This window comes from Burkholderia sp. JP2-270 (genome assembly GCF_003233675.1).
GTDB classification, from domain to species: Bacteria; Pseudomonadota; Gammaproteobacteria; order Burkholderiales; family Burkholderiaceae; genus Burkholderia; species Burkholderia pyrrocinia_C.
Map to the genome: position 1 here is coordinate 1,456,354 of NZ_CP029826.1, position 17,572 is coordinate 1,473,925.

Annotated in this window: 16 protein-coding genes and 3 pseudogenes; 3 read left to right on the plus strand and 16 right to left on the minus strand. The window is 62.5% G+C overall.

The window, feature by feature from the left end:
• Positions 1–784: 784 nt before the first annotated feature.
• The gene (locus DM992_RS39145) at positions 785–2,023 is read right to left on the minus strand and encodes a dicarboxylate/amino acid:cation symporter (protein ID WP_111021551.1); all 1,239 of its coding nucleotides are present in this window, start codon (positions 2,021–2,023) and stop codon (positions 785–787) included.
• A complete protein-coding gene (locus DM992_RS39150) occupies positions 2,007–2,669 on the minus strand; it encodes a GntR family transcriptional regulator (protein WP_111021552.1) in 663 nt (220 codons plus the stop codon). The genes DM992_RS39145 and DM992_RS39150 overlap by 17 nt, the downstream gene beginning before the upstream one ends.
• Positions 2,670–2,895: 226 nt before the next feature.
• Here DM992_RS39150 and DM992_RS39155 point away from each other — a divergent pair, with 226 nt between their 5' ends.
• Both DM992_RS39155 and DM992_RS39160 read left to right on the plus strand, forming a co-directional pair.
• Complete coding sequence (locus DM992_RS39155) at positions 2,896–3,276, plus strand: GNAT family N-acetyltransferase (protein ID WP_239511543.1); 381 nt, start codon at positions 2,896–2,898, stop codon at positions 3,274–3,276.
• Between the two features lie 109 nt (positions 3,277–3,385).
• Positions 3,386–3,841, plus strand: a pseudogene (locus tag DM992_RS39160) (DUF2345 domain-containing protein); the annotation flags it as partial.
• A gap of 13 nt (positions 3,842–3,854) precedes the next feature.
• On the opposite strand, the pseudogene DM992_RS39165 reads toward DM992_RS39160, so the two are convergent.
• The 5 genes and pseudogenes from DM992_RS39165 to DM992_RS43255 form a co-directional block, all read right to left on the minus strand.
• Positions 3,855–4,476: pseudogene (locus DM992_RS39165) on the minus strand (DDE-type integrase/transposase/recombinase); the annotation flags it as partial.
• Positions 4,477–4,967: 491 nt separating this feature from the next.
• A complete protein-coding gene (locus DM992_RS39170; RefSeq protein ID WP_111021555.1) occupies positions 4,968–6,002 on the minus strand; it encodes an acyltransferase in 1,035 nt (344 codons plus the stop codon).
• Positions 6,003–6,107: 105 nt separating this feature from the next.
• On the minus strand, positions 6,108–6,602 hold the full coding sequence (locus DM992_RS43245; RefSeq protein ID WP_239511499.1) for a tyrosine-type recombinase/integrase: 495 nt from the start codon (positions 6,600–6,602) through the stop codon (positions 6,108–6,110).
• A gap of 22 nt (positions 6,603–6,624) precedes the next feature.
• Entirely contained in the window at positions 6,625–6,834 is a 210-nt protein-coding gene (locus tag DM992_RS43250) for a hypothetical protein (protein ID WP_239511500.1), read from the minus strand.
• Positions 6,806–7,309, minus strand: a complete 504-nt coding sequence (locus DM992_RS43255) for a DUF4102 domain-containing protein (RefSeq protein ID WP_239511501.1) — start codon at positions 7,307–7,309, stop codon at positions 6,806–6,808. The genes DM992_RS43250 and DM992_RS43255 overlap by 29 nt, the downstream gene beginning before the upstream one ends.
• Positions 7,310–7,629: 320 nt before the next feature.
• On the opposite strand from DM992_RS43255, the gene DM992_RS42115 reads away from it, so the two are divergent.
• On the plus strand, positions 7,630–7,809 hold the full coding sequence (locus tag DM992_RS42115) for a hypothetical protein (RefSeq protein WP_162631851.1): 180 nt from the start codon (positions 7,630–7,632) through the stop codon (positions 7,807–7,809).
• A gap of 740 nt (positions 7,810–8,549) precedes the next feature.
• Here DM992_RS42115 and cysS read toward each other — a convergent pair.
• From cysS to DM992_RS39225, 9 genes and pseudogenes are all read right to left on the minus strand, one after another.
• Positions 8,550–9,926, minus strand: coding sequence for a cysteine--tRNA ligase (cysS, locus tag DM992_RS39185; protein ID WP_111021557.1), 1,377 nt, complete (start codon positions 9,924–9,926; stop codon positions 8,550–8,552).
• A 110-nt stretch (positions 9,927–10,036) separates the two neighbouring features.
• Positions 10,037–12,241: a methylmalonyl-CoA mutase gene (gene scpA, locus DM992_RS39190; protein ID WP_111021558.1), complete on the minus strand. Its 2,205-nt coding sequence runs from the start codon at positions 12,239–12,241 to the stop codon at positions 10,037–10,039.
• Positions 12,242–12,284: 43 nt separating this feature from the next.
• Positions 12,285–12,809, minus strand: coding sequence for a VOC family protein (locus tag DM992_RS43260; RefSeq protein WP_111021671.1), 525 nt, complete (start codon positions 12,807–12,809; stop codon positions 12,285–12,287).
• Positions 12,810–12,866: 57 nt separating this feature from the next.
• A pseudogene (locus DM992_RS43265) lies at positions 12,867–13,634 on the minus strand (alpha/beta fold hydrolase); the annotation flags it as partial.
• A complete protein-coding gene (locus DM992_RS39205) occupies positions 13,541–14,803 on the minus strand; it encodes a beta-ketoacyl synthase N-terminal-like domain-containing protein (RefSeq protein WP_162631852.1) in 1,263 nt (420 codons plus the stop codon). The pseudogene DM992_RS43265 and the gene DM992_RS39205, both read right to left, overlap by 94 nt.
• Positions 14,800–15,078 carry a phosphopantetheine-binding protein gene (locus tag DM992_RS39210; RefSeq protein WP_111021560.1) on the minus strand — a complete coding sequence of 93 codons (279 nt, stop codon included), beginning with the start codon at positions 15,076–15,078 and terminating at the stop codon, positions 14,800–14,802. Before DM992_RS39210 ends, DM992_RS39205 begins: the two co-directional genes overlap by 4 nt.
• A 33-nt stretch (positions 15,079–15,111) precedes the next feature.
• Positions 15,112–16,341 carry a hydroxymethylglutaryl-CoA synthase gene (locus DM992_RS39215; protein WP_111021561.1) on the minus strand — a complete coding sequence of 410 codons (1,230 nt, stop codon included), beginning with the start codon at positions 16,339–16,341 and terminating at the stop codon, positions 15,112–15,114.
• Positions 16,338–16,607, minus strand: a complete 270-nt coding sequence (locus DM992_RS39220; protein WP_111021562.1) for an acyl carrier protein — start codon at positions 16,605–16,607, stop codon at positions 16,338–16,340. The genes DM992_RS39215 and DM992_RS39220 overlap by 4 nt, the downstream gene beginning before the upstream one ends.
• Positions 16,604–17,551, minus strand: coding sequence for an LnmK family bifunctional acyltransferase/decarboxylase (locus DM992_RS39225; protein ID WP_162631853.1), 948 nt, complete (start codon positions 17,549–17,551; stop codon positions 16,604–16,606). The genes DM992_RS39220 and DM992_RS39225 overlap by 4 nt, the downstream gene beginning before the upstream one ends.
• Positions 17,552–17,572 lie beyond the last annotated feature (21 nt).

Below are 17,572 nucleotides of genomic sequence, written 5' to 3' on the forward strand. Positions count from 1 at the left end.
ACGAGACGCTCACCACGAGAACCGAGATGGGACCGTGGTGATGTGATCGTTTGGATGTTCTGGAGTATTCGTATCCCCATCTTCTTCGAGTGCAGACAGCTCTACAAAATTGTCGATCCCCGAAAATTTCCACGTTGGCCGAGCAGTGCCGAAGTGGTCGACGAGTCCCCGATAACTAACGTTGTTCTCGCTCATAATGTCACCTGAAACTGTGATCGCAGTTTAGGCAAGGCAGACGATTGCGACCTAGCACCCTCGTCTGCTCGGAAATTAGGAATCTCCAGTCTTGCAATCACCGCCTCGCTCGGAAGGTACTCGGGATCGCTCGATGCGATGCCAGCCCATATGCCCTGAGATAGCTGCTTGCCGTGGAGATAAAAACGAAGCTCGCGCCCTGAGAGGTCACATATACACCTGATTCTCTCGACCGATTGCCCTAGTCCTCGGATTTGAGCGACCTGATCGCGATCCAACTCGATCACAGCACTTATCACCCGGACCGAATCGCCGAGGCCAATTATGTTGCTGTCATCGGTTAACGTCCAGGTTGGGTGTGGCGTTCCCAAACGGAGCATAAAGAAGTCGGCTGCGTCTGAACGAACCATCATTGAACCCTCAACTAGTTGAATAGTTATACTAATCGTTGCCGTTGTAAGAGCGCTCTGGCTCTTGATTCAAGTTCACACCACCCCGGGGGTGCCGCCGTAGGGTCGTGCCGGGAGCAGGCCGCAATTTAATGAAAGAGGGAGGGCGTACTCGCTCGCCTATGCTCGACCACAGTCCCTTACGCGTTCGCTTGTTCGCGCACTGGTTCTGCTGCGAGCCCTGCCGGACCAGCGAGTTTCACCGCGACAGCTGCAGCTGCCGTGCTCCCGTAGACGTTAAGTGCGGTCCGCCCCATGTCGAAGAAAGCGTCTACGCCGAGAAGCAACAGAACAGCATCAGCGGGCAATCCGATCGACGTTAAAACAATCGTGATGGCGACAATCGCTCCGGACGGGACGTTGGCCGCGCCGTCGATAGTAATGATCGTCAAAAGCACAATCGTGATCGCGAGCGGCCATGTCCAAACAAGGTGATACGCATCAGCAAGATAACCCACGGCAAGGGCGGTATACAGGACCGCGCCATCACGATTGAAAATATAGGCCAGAGGCAAGATCGTGGACGCGACTCCATGGGGGACGCCCATTTCCACTAACTTCTTCAGATGAAGTGGAAACGTAATTTCCGACGACCTTGTCGTGAATCCGAGAATCAGCGGCTCTCGCACTTTGCGCAGCACGGCTACCGGCGACTGGCCAGCGATCCGAATTACCAGGGTAAGCAATATGGCGAGAACCGCCATACCGAGATACGCAACGCCCAGTAGCGCTATCAGCGAGCGTGCACCGCTAAAACCCTTCGTCGACAGCAGCTGCGCGCTCGCTGCGAAGATAGCAAGCGGCGACCAGGCGATTACCCATTCGGTCATCTTGAAAAGCCCGGATAGAAGCGCCTCGAAGACGGCGATTGCCGGTTCGGCGCGATCCGCCGTTGCCGCCAACGCCGCCCCCAGAATCACACCGAAGACGAGCACAGGAAGACTGTTTCCTGCCGACAGCGCGGCCACAATGTTTGCCGGGATTAAGTCGACGAGAAACTTCGTCCAATCAATACTCGACGCGAGAGCTGCCGGCATTGATCCTGAGTGTGCATTATCCGCTCCGAGGCCCGGACGGAACGCAAAATTGAGCAACAATCCTAGCGCCGCTGCCAGGACGGTCATAAGGAGGAAGAACCCGATACTAGAGATAGCAACCGTTCCCAGCCGCTCCCGGAGTCGTCCCGCGCGAAATACACCTACCGTGACCGACAAAAAAATCAGCGGCATAACGACCATCTTTATCGCGTGGCCAAACATCGAAGTCAAAAAGCCAAGTTTCGCGGAAAAGCCCGGAAAAAAAACGGCACAAGCGACCCCGAGCACAAGGCCGCCAAGCATTTGGATTGGAAGCGAAGGTTGCTTAATTTTCGTGTTCATGCCGGGCTTTTAGTAGTTTGATTCTTGCTGGGGTACCGTTGACAATATGGCTCCACATACACTGACGCGCGAGCTCGCCGTCTTTCGCTTCGATCGCGCGATAGATATCCAGGTGCTCGATAGTGCCACGCCGAACCGTGTCGGCATCGCCCCGCGGAAGCTCGTTTAGCGCCAAAGTTTGGGCTCGCAACAGGTCGTACGCCGTCGAGATCCTCGAGTTCCTTGCGGCCGCAAACAGCTCTTGATGGAACACCCACCCGATTCGTTGCTCGAGCATAATGTCCGCGACACCTTGGTCAATCAGTCTCTGCATTTTCTCGACGGCCTGTCGCAGACCCGAAGTGACACCCGACCTCGCAGCGAGAAATGCGGCCGTGCTCTCGAGCGCCAGGCGCATCTCGAAAATTTCTCGCAAGTCGTCGTTGGATGGTGAGGCGACATAGGTGCCGCTCTTCTCCATCACGACCACTAGTCCTTCGGACTCGAGCAGATGCAATGCACTGCGCACCGGCATATGACCGAAGCCGAGTTCGTGTGACAGGCTGCGATGGGATATCTTCTGCCCAGGCGCTAGCGTACCTTCAAAAATCCGGGAGCGGATTTCTTCGTAGGCAAGTTCTGCATCTGTTGATACTTTCGTGGACATCTGTGATCACAGTTGGCGTATGATTAGGAGGCGTTGGCGCATTAGAAGTTACCCTTATTGGCAACACGCGGCAACTGATAATTTTGCGAGTGTGTTAGCGTCAAAACCGGAAAGAAAATCAGCGCCGGAAGAGAAAACGGACAACAAGATGACTCCACAAGAAGTGCAATTTACCATCGCCGCCGTCAGAGCGGAAGAAACCTATCCCCTTCGGGCGGAGATCTTGATGACCGGGCACGGAGAGGCCAGTGCGCTTCACGGAGATCTTGCGCCAACGACCGTTCATTTCGCCGTGAGCGATAGAAACAGAATTGTCGCGGTTGCGTCACTGTGCGAAGAGACGTCATGCCGCACATCGCAGCCGGGCGAATGGCGTCTTCGAGGGATGGCAGTCCATCCCTCTGCGCGTGGCCTTGGTTTCGGTCGACTTTTGGTTAATCTCTGCGTCCGTCACGTTAGAGAACAGAGGGGCAACCTAATTTGGTGCACAGCCCGTGAGTCTGCATATCGATTTTACGAACTGCTCGGTTTTACACGGGATGTTTCCCCGACTTCGATAGTCGGCCGTGACGACCTAACGTTCTACATGATGCGGCGTCGACTCTGAGACTGGTGGCCAAACGTAGGTCTTCATTACTCACCGATAAATTTCGGGGCGACTCTACTGCTCATGGAAATGCAACGGATCGATCAATATTTCCGCTGCTCTAGCTGGATCGGCGATCGCGAACCAGGGCAAGGTTACGCTGCAGAGCCAGGCTGACGACACGCAGATCGATTCCGCGAAGAACATCCAGTTCACGGCGGCCGACGGCAAGATCACCGGCATGGCGAACGACCAGGTGGTCTTCACGACGTCCGGCGGTGCCTCCCTGAAATTGCACGGCAGCGACATCGAGCCCGGATGCCCGGGCAAGTTCACCGTGAAGTCCGCCGGCCATTCATGGCAGGGGCCGGCCAGCATGAGCACGGACATGCCGAAGTTCGATCATGCGCCGCTCGGGCGCGTGCCGAAACTGGTGCGGGCCTCCGATGGTAATCCGATAGAAGGATATGTCGGCGAGGTCCACAAAGCGTCGGGCGAGATCGTGAACGGCCAGACGGACAGCGCGGGCACGATGGCTCCGATCGACCACAATCAGTTCGAACAGGTCGTCGTGAAGTTCTTCAAGAAAGACGCATACCGATTGCTTCGATGGCAGCATCGAGCATCGTATTCACAAGCTCGGCGTCTGGCCGCGTACCGATCGACCAACTGATCACTAGTCCATCGAAGCAATCGATGACCGGCGACAGATAGACTTTACCGGCCGGAATCTGGAACTCTGTGATGTCTGTGAGCCATTTTTCTTTCGGTGCTGCGGCGCGAAAGTCCCGGTTTTTTAGCAACTTCCTCTGCGCTTTCTCGTCGAGTGCATAGATCGATGACCGCTGTCCGTCTGAGCTCTGGTGTATACCGAACACCCGACGCCTTCCCGAGAACGCGCTTCTTTCGCTCTGGATGCAGCTCGTCGAGCCAGGCGACGAGCGTTCCGCGTCCCGGATACCCCAAACCCTTTGTCGTTGCTGCCAGACACTGGCCATGGGTCATATAGTGGTCTGTGGCCGCCTTTTTTTGTTCTGCCGAATAGCGCGGCCTCAGGCAGATACGTTCCTTCGGCAAGTCCAGACATCGCTCGTACATCTGATACCAGCGTTCGAGCGATTTCGTTGTGGGATAGCCTAGTTGACGAACGGTCGCGGTAAGGCGCTTTCCAAGCTTCAAGTAGAGCTTGACTGCTCGGATGCGTTCTTCGTATGAGTACATGGACTAGCTCCCAAATAGTCCAAGAATTCCGCCGCCCCCCCAGAGCAGCTGCGGCGAATCGCTCCCACTCGTATGGAAGGTATCAACTTGCGCGGCACCTTCAATTTCCCAGTGGCGCTCTATGCGAAGCGGATCCTGCCGAGTACCGCGGCCGACAACGCCATCGCGTCGTCCAGTCATCGAGCCTAACAAGGAGGCCTTTCGGGCTGCTTGCAAGCTGGCAGTGATGGAATTTCGGGCCGACACAACCTGCCGACACGGACCAGCGCCCCCTCAAGCAAGGGTGGTAGACAGTATCACCTTGATTTATATGGATATTTATTTGGGGCCGAAAGGCAAGGCCTTACTGGGCCTAAAGGCGGCTGACCGGAAAAATGCGTGGAAATCAAGGGCACCCCTGTTCGGCTTTCGCTGTCGGCAACCACGACCGTCTACCTGGTAGCGACGGCCGGTGTATCGACCAGCACGGCCACATGCTCCGCGCGGATTCGCTAAGCCGTCTGCGCGGTTTTCCTTGCCGAGGCGGCGAAGCCGTTCTTCAGGGCGAGCGCCGGCTTCTCGATCAGGAACCACGAGGCCGCGGCAATCGGCGTCACGATCAGGACAGTCAGCAGCGACAGGACTGTAGGGTCCACGCCCGTGCCGAAGTACCACACCAGCATCTGCTGAATCAGGAACGCATAGATATAGACGCCGTACGAAATGTCGAAGCGGTTCAGGAAAGCCAGCTTCGGCAGGCGTTCTGCCGCGAAGATCACGATGAACGGCAGCAGCAGATTGAGTGCGTACGCCCTAAGCTTCCAGTCCGGGCTGGAAGCGAACAGATAGTAGGGCAGCAGCGCCAGCAAGACCGAAGCCACCCACAGGATCCAGCTGCGCGGCAGCTTCACGGTCGCGATGAATGCGCCGCCCCAGAAGAACACGCCGAGCCGCGCGAGTTGGAAGGTGCCAACGCCAAACATCGTGCCGTCCGCCCATAGCATGTTACCCATCAGCGCTGCGTAAAATCCTGCCAGCATCAGCAGCATTCCTCGCCAGTTCAGCGCGCCAGCCCACGATACGCCGAGCAGCAGCAGGTAACATGTCACCTCGAGCGACAGCGTCCACAGCGAACCGTTGATGACGGGGACCGGGTTTGTCGCGAAGAAGTGCGGCAGCGTCGGGACAAGCCGGAACAACGACATGTTCGTCAAGTACGTGAGCCAGCCCGAAAACCACGTGTGCGTCATGATCGGGCCGGCGACGAAGATCGTCAGCAGCAGCAACACCGCCAGGCCCGGGAATATCCGCAACGTGCGGTTACGCAGGTATGCCAGCGGACGGGGGTTGCGCTGCAGCGACTTGCACACGAGGTACCCGCTGATCGCGAAGAACGCGCTTACTCCGAACTCGCTGAACTGCGGGAAGCCGTGCGCCTCAAGCCAATCGTGCGGCAACCCGAGCACCACGTAGCTGTGTGTGATGATGACTGCGTATGCCGCCAGCAAACGCAGAGCGGTAAACGCGTTTTGGTTATTTGGTGCCATATTACGTTCCAGTCTCTCCGGGCGGCATGTTAGCACCTCCGTAAAAGGGCGCGGCCAATTACGCCGCGGCAATCCTTCTTACTGCCGAATCGGGATGATCTCGGCCTAGCGGCCGTCCGCGCACGCGCCGACAAACTCGGCCCACTTTTCCAGCGCCGTGCGGCGCTCGGGGATCTCCTGGCGCACGTCGTAGATCCCTTCCATCCCTCTGAGCTTGTGGTTGAGGGCGATTTCGGTGATCTCTTTCGGGATACCCATGTTCATCATGTGGCCTTTTGCCGTACTGCGTGTGTCGTGCGGCGTGAAGCGACGGGCCTCTAGCGCGCCACGCTGGAACGCTCGATCGATCGCTGCCCACAGCGTCGTGTTCCCAACGTGCGTGTCACCGAGCCGGTTGATGCGCTGCTGGCCGCGCGCCGGCAGCAGCCACGGCGAGCCGCCGGACAGCGCGAGCAGTTCCTCGATCCACGACGCGACGAGCGGCACGAGCGGCACAAGGAACCCGTTCCGGGTCTTGACCGTCTCGTCGGCAACGAACCACGCGCCGCGCTGCAGGTCGATGAATCTTTTCCGGGCCTTGACGAGCTCGTGCGCACGCACGTCACGAGCAGCACGCGCAGCATCAGGCCGTTCGCGCGGCCGATCGTGTCGTCGATCCGGGCAGGATCTTCGCCATTTCGCCGACGCTCAGCATGACGCGCTGCTTCACCTTCGGCCGGGCGCCCATGATCGCCGTCAGCTCGACGCCGGCGCATGGGTTCGCGGGGATGATCTTGCGGCCGCACGTCTGGGCGAATACCTGCCTAATCGTGGTGAGGATCCGCTTCGACATTGTCCAGCCGCGGCCAGCGTCCTCGATCGCCGTGATGATGTCCAGCGACGTGACCTTGCGCACTTCCAGCGAGCCGAGCTTCGGCTTCATGACGTTGTCGAGATCCCACTCGCGGTAGTAGCGTGTTCTCGGCGAGCGGCTTCTCGATGTCCTGCGCGAACCGCTTTACGCGGAAGTCGGCGACCAGCTCGTTGACGGTCCACGCGGCGGCCGACGCGGTGCGCTCGGTCTTCTTCGCGGCGGCAGGATCGGCGCCGTTGTCGATCGCGACGCGGTGCGCGCGGGCCGCCTTGCGTGCGGCCGCGAGCGACAGGTCGAGGTAATTGCCGAGCGTCAGCTCGCGCCGGCGACCGCCGGCCAGCCGGTAGCGCAGGATCCACGCCGCGGTGCAACTGGCGGAAAGGGTGAAGGTCAGCCCGTTGCCATCTGACTTTGCGACCGGCTTCCCTGCCGCGATCCAGCGCCGCAGCTGCATAGCGTCGAGCACATTCGTTTGCCTAGCCATATCGTTCCTCGAGGGTCGTTAGGCGATATTGCCAACAGATTAGCTACCCGTCTAGCAAACCAAATTTCCTTAGCCACCCTTGGATTTTGTTAGACGTCGTTCGGCTAAAGTCATTGATGGGCTTGGGGTTTCGGGCAATGGGGTGGCCGTTTTTAGAGAGGCTTAAACGTGAATGAAAATCGCAGGTGGCGATTTTCATTCACGCCGCGTGCGTGGCTGCGAGACGTCCCGGCCCGGGGGCACCGTGGGTCGCTTCCGGAAGCAATGACCGGGGCGTACCGGAGCGAAACATGAACAAGGTTCAAGTCGGCGCGACACGATGGCTGAGCGGCTGGCTGCCGGTTATCGCGGCCGCCGCGGCTTCGGCGAAAGTCGCCGTGGCTGAAATAGTGGCCGCAAAGTGTCATCGACTACCGATCGCCCGGGGCATCCTCGCCGAGAGGCGACGAAGGCGCGAGCAGCACATGTGAAGGGATTGCAGCCCTCGCAGTTCATTCCGCGAGGGGCTGTCACGGACGATTATTCCGGGCGTCGCAGGTCGACATCAAGGGTTAACGCGCATGTATTCCGTGCTTTGAAATTAATGCGCGCAGTCTCCAGTCGGCGGCGTCGGAGTTGTGGGTTCACCGAGACCGTGCCGGGCATGCAAAAGCCGCGCAATCCGGCAGGTCACGTCTCTGGTGGATTGTCGGCGATCCCCCCAACGATGTCGAACGACCGATTGTGGCCGACACCTGTCCATTTGAGTTACTGGAAAAACTGCTGGTGCATCTTCGTGAATGCAGCAGGTGTCGGTCGGGTCAGCAGTCACTCCGGACCCAGCTGACCGCATTCGGAGCTGTTCGATAACGATGTGTCCACGACGTAGTCGTAGTGTCGGTTAGCGTGAATCGAGTGAAATTGAGACTCGGCGAGTCCGATCTTACGGTCACCGCGGGCCCATTCGCGCTCGATCAGAACTTCGAGCGCGCAAAAAACGCCAATAATGGATACCGGTAGCCCGATCAGGTCTTCGGTATGCGATCCGCGAACGACGCTCCCATGTAGAACTGTTGCATTCTGATGCCGATGTACACGGGGACAGCCGGCGTCAGCCACCGCGAAGCGCTAGAGCATGGACGACGAATAGCGCGCATTCCTCGGGTGTAGCTTTGCTTGTAACCGAGCCCCACCGTACCGGCGGTGACTTTGACTGCGCCCCAGAGGAGGTCTACCGGCGCCGAATCCGAGTGCCCATCCCACAATCCTCGACCGCGTAACCCAGCGCCTCGATTTCCGCCCGCAAGGCATCCGATCGTCCCCAGTCCCTACTGGCTCGGCTTGCCGTCCGTTCATGCAGCAGTTTACGAATCGGCTCCGGAATCGCTTTATCGTCGTCCGGGCTCCATTGCGCGAGGCACAGGCCTAGTACGGCGTCGACTGCGGCGAGGGTGGCCTTCTTGCGCGCATCGGGCAGCGTGCTTTTCAACAAATCCCACACCATTGCCAGTCCGTTTGCCGTACTCAGATCGCGATTCACCTCTGTCCGGAATCGCCGGATGAAATCGGGATCGACGTCGCCACCGTCCGGAAGCTCGAAGTACTTTTGACGGAGCCGGTTCAGCGCCGCGCTTGCACCCTGCAACGCGCTCCAGGAAAAATTGAGGTGGCTGCGATAATGCGCGCCCAGGCATAGATAGCGAAAAGCGAGCGGATCGACGCCCTCGTCGATCAGCGATCGTAACCGCAGGAAATCGCCGCTCGATTTCGACATCTTCGTCTTGTCGACCTGCAGGAAATGACCGTGCAGCCAGAAATTCGCGAGCCGTGTGCCGTGACGGGCCTCGTTCTGCGCGATCTCGTTCGTATGGTGGACGGGAACGTGGTCCTCGCCGCCGCAGTGGATATCGAACCATGGTCCGAGGTACTTGCACGACATCGCCGAACATTCGCTGTGCCATCCGGGAAACCCGGTTCCCCACGGGCTGGTCCATTCCATCTGGCGCTGCTCGTCCGCGCGGCTGAACTTCCAGAGCGCGAAGTCGGTTGCGCTGCGCTTTTCGCCCATCGAGACTCGCGCGCCAGCGTCGAGTCCTGCCTTGTCGAGTCTGGCGAGATAGCCGTAACCCTCCTGCCGCGACGTGTCGAAATAGACGCCATCCTGCGTGCGGTAGGTATACCCACGCTCGTCGAGCGATTCGATCAGCGCGATCTGCTCTTTGATATGGTCGGTCGCCTTGCACCAGATCGTCGGTCGCTGGATATTGAGCAGCCCGAGATCAGTGATGAACGCCTCGGTGTAGCGTTCAGCGAGGGCCCAGGCCGACACGCCGCTGCGTCGGCTCTGACGCTCGACCTTGTCCTCGCCTTCGTCCTGGTCGGACAGCAGATGGCCGACATCGGTGATATTGACGACATGGCGAACCGTATAGCCGTTGAATTCGAGGGTCCGGCGCAGCAGATCCTCGAAGAGATAGGTTCTCAGATTGCCGATATGGGCATGGTCGTAGACGGTCGGGCCACAGCAATACAACCCGACCCAGTCCGCATGAATCGGACTGAACGGCCGCAGCGAGCGCTCCCAGGTGTCGTAAAGAAGAATTTCCATCGTATCGCGGTAAAGGGATAAGGAAGGCCGCGGCTGGCCCGACGGTCCAGGCTCCGATGTCGTAACGAATCGATCGGGCGCCGACGCCGCAACCGGCAGGCCGCCGTGGATCAGCCGGACATCGAGTCGGTAACGGGCAGCGAATCGGTCCGGCCGGCCGGCCGCGGGCCCGGGACCATGCGCGCGCCGAGTTCGGCTTCGATCCGGCGCAGCATGATCGAAGCGAAATCGACGATCGGCGTTCCCGGGCCGAAGATGTCCGCGACGCCGAGACGACGGAGTTCCGGATGGTCCGAGTCGGGAATCACGCCGCCGAGAAAGACGGGCAGCCGGTACGGCAGATGCCGGTCCATGCCGTCCATCAGGGCCGGAATCGAGACCCCGTGCCCTGCCGTCAGCGATGAGATGCCGATCGCGTGAACCTGTTCGCTAGACGCGATCCGGACCACTTCCTCGGCGGTCTGGAACAGTGTTCCCGTCACGACGGAAAAGCCCAGATCCTTAAGGGCGCCCGACACCACGCCGATCCCACGGTCATGTCCGTCCTGGCCGAGCTTCGCCATCAGAACGCGCGGCGGACCACCGTGTCTGGCCGAGAACTGCGCGATCTCCGAGACGAGCCGTTGCCATCCGGCATCGTTCGCGAACTCACGTTCGTAGACGCCCGCGAGCACCTCCGTCCGGACCGAATACCTGCCCCACACGGACTCGATCGCGGTGGAGATTTCGCCGACCGTCGCGCGAACGCGAGCCGCCTGGATCGCCGCATCGAGCAGGTTGCGCCGGCCACGGTCGGCCTGCCCGCGTGCGGCAGCGTCGCGCAACGCGGCCAGCGCGGCATCGACATCGCGCTGGCTGCGCGTCGCCTTCAGGCGCCGTAAGCGTTCGACCTGTTCGCCGCGCACCGCGCTGTTGTCGATCCTGCGCACCTTGGTCTCGCAGTCCGGGGTGTCGGGCCGGTATTTGTTGACGCCGACGATCACATCCACGTTCGCGTCGATCCGCGCCTGCTTGCGCGACGCATCGTGGGCAATCTTGCGCTTGGCCCAGCCCGATTCGATCGCGCCGATCACGCCGCCGAGCTGTTCGATCTCGTCCATGACCTGCGTGACCTGGGTGACGATATCCTGGGTCAGCGATTCCATCATGTACGATCCGGCCCATGGATCGACCACGCTCGGGATCTGCGTTTCCTCGCGAATGATCAGTTGCGTGTTGCGCGCGAGGCGCGCCGAAAACTCGCTCGGCAGCGCGATCGCCTCGTCGAGCGAGTTGGTATGCAGCGACTGGGTGCCGCCGAACACGGCAGCCATTGCCTCGATCGTGGTGCGCACCACGTTGTTGTATGGCTCCTGGCGCGTCAGCGACCACCCCGAGGTCTGGCAGTGCGTGCGCAGCATGCGGGAGCGTTCGCTGGCCGGATTGAATTCGCCGACGAGTTGCCACCAGAGCTGGCGGGCGGCGCGCAACTTCGCGATCTCGAGGTAGAAGTTCATGCCGACCGCGAAGAAAAAGCTGAGCCTGCTCGCGAATTCGTCGATGGCGAGACCACGCGCCAGCACGCCCCTCACGTACTCGCGCGCGTTGGCGAGCGTAAACGCCAGTTCGACTGTCGGCGACGCGCCCGCCTCATGCATGTGGTAGCCGGAGATCGAAATCGAATTGAACTTCTTGATGCGGGTCGCGCAGTATTCGATCACGTCGGTGGCGATCCGCATCGACGGGCGCACGGGGTAGATATAGGTGTTGCGCACCATGAACTCTTTCAAAATGTCGTTCTGAATCGTTCCGGTCAGCGCGGATTCCGCGACGCCCTGCTCCTCGGCCGCGACGATGAAGCAGGCCATGATCGGCAGCACGGCGCCGTTCATCGTCATCGAAACCGAAATCCTGTCGAGCGGTATGCCGTCGAACAAAACCTTCATGTCCTCCACGGAATCGATCGCGACGCCCGCCATCCCGACATCGGCGGCGACGCGGGCGTTGTCCGAGTCGTAGCCGCGATGGGTCGGCAGGTCGAAAGCGACCGAGATTCCGTCGACGCCGTCCCGCAGCGCGTTGCGATAGAACGCGTTCGACTCCTGCGCGGTTGAAAAACCCGCGTATTGGCGGATCGTCCACGGACGCGTCGTGTACATCGTCTCGTACGGGCCGCGCAGATACGGTGGCGCGCCCGGCAAGGTGTCTTGAAACGGCAGCCCCGCCGTGTCCGCTGCGGTATACAACGGCTTCAGCCGGATCTGCTCCATCTCGCGTTGCAGCGCGGCGAGGTTCGGCGCCGCTGCCGGCGCGCCCGGGTCTCGATTGTCAGGCATGGTTGTTCCTCCAGTGGGACTTCGGGTGACGCGACGGCACCGCTTACGCCGGCTGCCGGACGCGTTGGTCGCGGGCGTCGTGCCCGACAGCCGACACGGCCTCCACGAGCTCGATCAGGACGCCTTCACCGCCCAGCGGAAACTGCGCGCTGGCTGCCGGATGAATGAAGGCGACGCGCGCACCGCCCGCGCCGCGCCGGATCCCGCCATCGGCAAATCGCACGCCTTTCGCGGCCAGCCACGCGACGGCCGCATCGAGGTCGCTGACGGCGAGGCCGATATGGTTGAGCGCAGGACGGGTCACGTCGGGTTTGCGCGCCGGGTCGAGCGGCTGCATCAGGTCGATCTCGACGGCACCGGCGCCCGCACCCACGATCAGGATGTCCTCGTCCACGTTATCGGCATCGCTGCGAAAGCGCTCCGCCACCGACAGCCCCAGCAGGTTCACCCACAAATTCGTCAGGCGCGCCTTGTCAGGCCCCCCGATCGCAACGTGATGCACGCCCAGGACCGTGAACGGCCGCGACGTCTCGCACGGCGCCGGACTGGTCGCCTGGGCGGTCGCCATCCCGCGCAGATGCGCGCCGACAAGCGCGAGCAGTGGCGCGGGCGACGCCTGCAGATAGAAGTGGTTGCCATCGAGCAGGTGGTGCGAGAACGGGCCGCTTGTCACTTCCCGCCAGGCCAGCAATTCGGACTCGGTGACCTGCGGATCATGGTCGCCGGAAAACGCGACGATCTCGCAAGCGAGAGGCGGCCCGATCAGGGGCGTATAGCGCTCGTTCAATTCGAAATCGGCGCGCAGGCTTGGCGCAAACGTCTGGAAGATCCCCCGGTCACGTAACACTTCCTCGGGAGTGCCGCCGAGTTCGGCGATCGCGTCTGCGAAAGCCGCGTCGTCGAGGCAGTGAACGGGCGGCCGTGGACTGCGCAGGTGGGGCGCCCGGCGTCCCGAGACAAGCAGTGAGCGCGGCACCCGACCGAGCCCCGCCACGCGGCGCGCCACCTCGAACGCCACGATCGAGCCCATGCTGTGTCCGAACAGCGAGAACGGCCGGTCCAGATACGGCACCAGCGCATCGACGAGCGGATCGATCAGGTCCTCCATTCGGCGATAGGCACGCTCCCGCATCCGGGCCTCACGCCCGGGCAGCAGCACCGGGCACACTTCGATCTCGGGCCCGAATGCGGTGCGCCAGGGCGCATAGAGCGCCGTTCCGCCGCCCGCATGGGAAAAACAGATCAGCCGTGTCGTGGCGGTGTCGGAGTTGAGCGAACGCCCGCCGATCCAGCTTGGGGTCATGGGTAGGATTCCTGGGGAAGAGTAAAGATCTGGGATGAATTGATGCCGCCGAAGCCGAAACTGTTGGACATCGCGGCAACCGCCCGGCATTCGCGCGCATCCGCACCGACCCAGTCGAGGCGATCGTCGACGGGCGTGTCGAGCGCCGGATTGCCGTGCACGAACCCGGCGCGCATCTGCAGGACGAGCGCCACCGCTTCCAGCAATCCGGCACTGGCCAGGCAATGACCGAACAGCGCTTTCGGCATGTTGATCGCCGGCCGGCAACCGGCCTCGGCGAATACCTCCGCGAGCGCCGTCGCCTCGATCCGGTCGCCGAGCACCGACGCGGTTCCATGCGCGCTGACGAGGTCGATCGCGGCAGCATCGAGGCCCGCCTGCGACAGCGCGCGCCGCATCGCGCCCACCTCGCCCTGCACGCTCGGATTCGTCGAGCGGTTCGCGTCGAGCCCCATCGTCGCGGCGGCGAGGCGGGCAAGCGTCCGGCCACCGCGCCCGCGCACCGCCTCCTCGGGCTCGAGCACCATCGCAGCGCTGGCCTGACCATAGACGAAGCCGGACGCCGCGCGGTCGAACGGCCGACAGACGCATTCGCCGGCCCGCGGCGCCGGGCCGCGGTACATCGCGCCGGCTGCCGCCAGCGCCTGCAATTCGGTGCCCGACAGCATCATCGGCACGCCGGCCACGAGCACGGCATCGACCTCGCCACTGAGCAGCGCGCGCCGCGCATGCGCGAGCGCGATGCCGCCGCTCGCCGACGCACCGCCGATCGCATAGCCCTCGCCCCGGATGTCGAGCGCCTCGCTGATCACCCCGACATGATCGGAGTCCATGAAATCGCTCGCGTAGCCGGGCCGCACCGCGCGCCCTTCCATCGCGCGCGACATCGATTCCGCGACTCCTTGCTGGTCAAGATTCGACCCGCTTACGATCAGCGCGACACGACCGGCGGCGGCAAGCGAGCCCGACTGGCACCACGCCTGCGCGGCGGCCAGCAACGTGGCGCGGCGCGCCTGGCCGGCCCGATGCGCGTTTCGCTGCAGTCTGGCCGCCAGCGCGGCGTCGATGCCGAGCGCGCCGGCATCGCGGGCGATGTCGCAATCGGGCAGCGGCGCGAGCGCGCTCGCCGGCAGGCCGTGGGCGGCACCGGGCTCGATGCCGACTCGGCCGGCGCGCATGGCGTCGAGCAACGCCGCTGTCCCGAGACCGCATGCGCTGACCGCGCCGAGGCCCGTCACGGCGAGGGCAGGCGCGATCAATTGCGACGCCCGATGAAGCTGCACAGCAACGCGACGAGGCCGCTCAGGTCGTGGACCGCACTGAATTCCGTGACGGGAATATCGAGCTGAAGATCATCGAGCGTCTTCCAGACGATATCCATGCGGTCGATGCTGTTGCAGCCGTAATCGGCCAGTTTCCCGGCGATCGACACCTGCGCGGGGTCGATGCCGGGCATGAAATCGGCAATATTGCCGGCGATCACCTGCAATACCGTGCTTTCCAGATCCTGTCCTGCCGGGATGACGTGTTTCATGTTCTCGTACTCTCTCGTTGTCCGTCGAAGCGGCTAGATCCACTCGTAGTGGCGTTCGTAATCTGCGATCCGCGCGAGCGCGAGCAGCCGCGGTCGTCTGGCCGGAAGCAGCGGGATGTCGTCCTCGATGCGTACGGTGCGCGAACTGACGGGCGCGATCGCACCAAGCGTGGTCCGCAGCAATGCCTCGTACTGCTCGAACGACACGAGCGTGCGTGCCGCCAGCGCATCGGCAATCGCGAACGGCGCAAGCGCGGCGCGCGAACGGGCATCGACAACCCCGCTCAGGAATTCCGACGAGCATCCCGAGCCGTACGCATAGAGCCCGACGCGAACCGGCGCGTCGCCGTCGCGGTTCTCGATCAGACTGGCCAGCGCGAGGTAGAGCGACCCCGAGCACATGTTCCCCACCTGGCGCGGGTAGACCAGTGACGGCTGCAGGCGGCATGCGAAATCGTCGCGCAGCGCCGCGGGATCGGACAGCCTCGCGACGTCGCGCATCATCTTCCGGTGCGCCGCCTGCACGATGCCGGCGAACGGCGTGTGCATGCACAGCTGTCCGAAGGTCGTCACGAAATCGGCCTCAGGCACGCGCGACTGATAGTCCTTGAAGCTGTTGCCGAGGCAGTCGAGATAAGCGAACAGCGACTTGTCGACGTCGGCGATGTCCTGGGTCGGCAGCGGCCGCGCGGAATCCATCGTCTCGTAGCTGTAGAGGCCGAACGCGCCGCGATCGATCGTCAGGACCTCGGGTGCCTGGCCGAGCAGCATCGCCACCGCGCCGAAGCCGGTCGACGGCTCCGCATACCCGGCCCGCGCATCGACGAGCGAGATATCGGTCGCGATGACGAGCGCCTTGCCGCCGGGCGAGACGCCGGAGCCGAGGTAGCCGAGCGCCATCTGCAGCGCGGCCGTCGCGCCATAGCAGGCCTGCTTGACCTCGAGAAAGCGGCAGTGCGGCCCGAGCCCGAGATAGCGGTGCACGTATGACGCCAGCGACTTGCTGTAATCCACGCCCGACTCGCTCGACACGATCAGCATCTCGATCCGGTCGGCGGCTTCGCCGAGCTGTTCGATGATTGGCTTCGCCGCATTGACCGCGCTGGTGACCGGGTCCTCGAAGCCGAGGCCGAGCGAACGCCGATCCTGCTGGATGTTGCCGATCCGCTCGGGATCGAGACCGCGCCCGCGGAACAGCTCGGCCACGTCGATCGCTGCGACGCCGGCATAAACGTTGAGTTTTTCGATGCCGACTTCGCTCATGCCGCCCCCTCCCGCAGCGTGGCCAGCAGCACGATCAGCGTGCGCACGTCCGGCACGTCGCTGAAACGCGACATCGCCACGTCAAGCCCGAAACGTTCACGCAGCGACATGATGATCTCGACGCGGTCCACCGAATCGGCGCCCAGTTCCTTGAGATGCCGGCGCTCGTCGATGTCCGCCGCATTCAGCGCCGGCATGATGTCCAGCAGCACGTTATGAACCTCCTCGCGGGTATCGCGCAGCACGGTGTCGGATGGTACGGTCATGCCTTTTCCTCGCAACAGAGTTCGATGATCGCCAGCACGCGTCCACTGTCGCGCTCGCTGATGCCGATATCGAAGACTTCCCGGCCCGGCTGCGCCGGGGCCTCGAAACGCCGTATCCGGATCACCAGGCTCGTGCAGGCGTCCGCATTGGCAAGAAACAACACGCGCTGGGCGTGCACGACCCGGTCGAGAAACGACGCGTCGTCACGTCCTAGCTGGCGCCAGGCTTTCGCAAGCGCGCTGTCGGCGATCTCGAAATAGCTCGCGAAATAGAGCAGGCCGACGCCGTTCAGGTCGCGCCCCATGTCGACCTCGTAGGCCAGCCGCAGGTCGTCGCGCAGCAACAGCGTGCCGTCGTCGGGCGCGAAGCTGCCGCCGCGGCGCGCGGCGTCGTAGGCGGTGCGGGGCGACAGCTCGGGCGGCAGCCGGTCGAGATGCTGGTAGCGGAATCCGGACGGCGCCGCCGACTGCAGTTCGCGGTTGCCCTGGCCGCGACGCTGGATCCAGCGATTGAAGGTTTGCGCGTACAGGCAGCCGGGCAGCCGCGCGCGCAGCATCTCTTCCGCCGACACCGTCGCCGGCAATTCGCGCGAGGCCGGCGCGAGCCGGTGGACGGTCAGGACCGATTCCGGGCCGAAGCCATAGCAGCGCGACACCACCTGCAGCCGGTCGCCGAAAGTCGGCACCCGCAGATGAAATGCCTGGTCGCCGATCAACTGGTAGTAGAAGAAAGACAGGTAGGTCGGCATGTTCAGCGCGTCGGTGGCGCGAAACGCATTCACGCCGCACAGGTGGCTGACCGCTTCCCAGGTCCAGTCACCGATCTGGCCGGCGAGGCGGGCGTTATGGCCGCACATCGCCGGCTTCACGGTGACGAAGCGCGACAGCGACTGGTCGTCGACCCGCACCAGGGTGTCGGGTTCGAAGCCGGCGAAAGTTTCCAATACGGTCATCGTTACAACACT

Excerpts from the sequence above, each read along its gene's own strand:
- DM992_RS39145 (WP_111021551.1), bottom strand. The coding sequence starts at position 2,023 with ATGAACACGAAAATTAAGCAACCTTCGCTTCCAATCCAAATGCTTGGC.
- DM992_RS39150 (WP_111021552.1), bottom strand. The coding sequence starts at position 2,669 with ATGTCCACGAAAGTATCAACAGATGCAGAACTTGCCTACGAAGAAATC.
- DM992_RS39155 (WP_239511543.1), top strand. The coding sequence starts at position 2,896 with ATGACCGGGCACGGAGAGGCCAGTGCGCTTCACGGAGATCTTGCGCCA.
- DM992_RS39170 (WP_111021555.1), bottom strand. The coding sequence starts at position 6,002 with ATGGCACCAAATAACCAAAACGCGTTTACCGCTCTGCGTTTGCTGGCG.
- DM992_RS43250 (WP_239511500.1), bottom strand. The coding sequence starts at position 6,834 with ATGTCGAAGCGGATCCTCACCACGATTAGGCAGGTATTCGCCCAGACG.
- DM992_RS43255 (WP_239511501.1), bottom strand. The coding sequence starts at position 7,309 with ATGCAGCTGCGGCGCTGGATCGCGGCAGGGAAGCCGGTCGCAAAGTCA.
- DM992_RS42115 (WP_162631851.1), top strand. The coding sequence starts at position 7,630 with ATGAACAAGGTTCAAGTCGGCGCGACACGATGGCTGAGCGGCTGGCTG.
- cysS (WP_111021557.1), bottom strand. The coding sequence starts at position 9,926 with ATGGAAATTCTTCTTTACGACACCTGGGAGCGCTCGCTGCGGCCGTTC.
- scpA (WP_111021558.1), bottom strand. The coding sequence starts at position 12,241 with ATGCCTGACAATCGAGACCCGGGCGCGCCGGCAGCGGCGCCGAACCTC.
- DM992_RS43260 (WP_111021671.1), bottom strand. The coding sequence starts at position 12,809 with ATGGCGACCGCCCAGGCGACCAGTCCGGCGCCGTGCGAGACGTCGCGG.
- DM992_RS39210 (WP_111021560.1), bottom strand. The coding sequence starts at position 15,078 with ATGAAACACGTCATCCCGGCAGGACAGGATCTGGAAAGCACGGTATTG.
- DM992_RS39215 (WP_111021561.1), bottom strand. The coding sequence starts at position 16,341 with ATGAGCGAAGTCGGCATCGAAAAACTCAACGTTTATGCCGGCGTCGCA.
- DM992_RS39220 (WP_111021562.1), bottom strand. The coding sequence starts at position 16,607 with ATGACCGTACCATCCGACACCGTGCTGCGCGATACCCGCGAGGAGGTT.